Annotated in this window: 2 protein-coding genes; both read right to left on the reverse strand. The window is 67.0% G+C overall.

What is annotated here, in order from left to right; translation table 11 throughout:
• A partial coding sequence (locus EN742_RS34030; protein ID WP_128333824.1) for an aldehyde dehydrogenase family protein occupies nucleotides 1–1,377 on the reverse strand: 1,377 nt, incomplete at its 3' end.
• A partial coding sequence (locus tag EN742_RS34035) for a cytochrome P450 (RefSeq protein ID WP_148670484.1) occupies nucleotides 1,374–1,756 on the reverse strand: 383 nt, incomplete at its 5' end. The genes EN742_RS34035 and EN742_RS34030, both read right to left, overlap by 4 nt.

Here is a 1,756-nt window from a genome sequence, read left to right on the forward strand (position 1 = left end):
GGCGCCGCCATAGGTGTTGACGTGGACGACGCCGGCGTTGATGGCGCGCACCATGCGGTGCGCGGTCGACAGGTTCGACGTCCACACGGCGGAGGCGAGACCAAAGACGGTGGCGTTGGCAAGCCGCACCGCCTCCTCCTCGGTTTCGAAGCGCATGACGCTGAGCACCGGCCCGAACACCTCCTCGCGGGCAAGCTGCATCTTCTCGGTCACGTTCTCGAAGATGGTCGGCGCCATGTAGCTGCCGCCGGTCTCCGCCAGGATGCGTTCGCCACCGGTGACGAGACGGGCGCCCTCCTCCGAAGCCTTGGCGACGAAGCCGAGATTCTTGGTCAGCTGCTCGGCGCTCGACACCGCGCCGACGTCGGAGCCGAGATCGAGCGGGTCGCCGACCTTCAGCTTGGTGGTTGCCTTGAGCAGCTCGTCCATGAAGCGGTCATAGACCGAGGCCTGGACCAGCAGCCGCGAGCCGGCAACGCAGACCTGACCGGAATTGCGGAAGATGCCGTTGGCCGAGACGACCGCCGCCTGCTTCAAGTCCGGCGCATCGGCAAAGACGATGTTGGGCGACTTGCCGCCAAGCTCGAGAAAGACGCGCTTCAGATTGGAGCGCGCGGAATATTCGAGCAGGCGACGACCGACAGGCCCGGAGCCGGTGAAGGCGATGGCGTCGACATCCATATGCAGGCCGAGTGCCTCGCCGGCGACCGAACCGCGCCCGGTGACGACGTTGAGGACACCCTCCGGCAACCCAGCCTCGGCGGCAAGTTCCGCCAGCCGCAGTAGCGTCAGCGAGGCGATTTCCGGCGGCTTGACGACGATGGCGTTGCCGGCAGCGAGTGCCGGCGCGATCTTCCAGGCGCCGATCATCAGCGGGAAATTCCACGGCACAATGATGCCGACGACGCCGAGCGGCTCCTTGTGGATGAGGCCGAGCACGTTGTCCGCGGTCGGCGCGATCTCGCCATAGACCTTGTCGATCGCCTCGGCATAGTAACGGATGGTTCCGGCGGCAGACAGCGGCTCGGCCTTGTAGGCCATGCCGATTTCGGTGCCGTTGTCGCGCACGCCGAGCACGGCAAGCTCCAGCGCGTGCTTTTCGACCAGCTCGGCGAATTTCGTCAACACCTTCTTGCGGAAGGCGGGCGCGGCGCGCGACCAGGAGCTCTTCGCGAACGCCTTGCGCGCCGAGGCGACTGCCCGATCGACATCGGCGGCGGCGCCATCAGCGATGCTGGCGAAGGGACGGCCGTCGATCGGCGAGATCACCTCAAGGCTGGCGCCGCTCTCGGCATCCGCATGGGCGCCATCGATGAACAGACGCCGAGCGCCAACCTCCGCCCTGCGCAGCGTGTCGATGGTGTCCTGGTCGATCATTGTCGGTCTGCTCCAAACTCTACGTGAAGTGTCGCCGGCGCGCGGAACTCCCAGCCGCGGAAGATGGGCTCCTTGCCTGGCACCAGTTTCAGGTCCGGAAACCGCTCCAGCAGCAATCTTAGCGCAAGGCACATCTGCTCGCGCGCGAAGAAGCGGCCCGAGCAGAAATGATGACCGAAGCCGAAGGCGGCGTGGTTGCCCTCGTCACGGCGGATGTCGAAGCGGTCGGGATCGGTGAAGCGGCTCTCGTCGCGGCTGGCCGAGGAGACCAGCGCGGCGATCGGCGCGCCGGCCGGAATCGTCGCGCCGCCGATCTCCACGTCGCGGGTCGTTTCGCGCGTCTGCGTCCCGATCGGCGCCACCCAGCGCAGGCCTTCGT

Origin of the sequence: Mesorhizobium sp. M4A.F.Ca.ET.020.02.1.1, assembly GCF_004022645.1 — a bacterium.
Classification (GTDB): Bacteria; Pseudomonadota; Alphaproteobacteria; order Rhizobiales; family Rhizobiaceae; genus Mesorhizobium.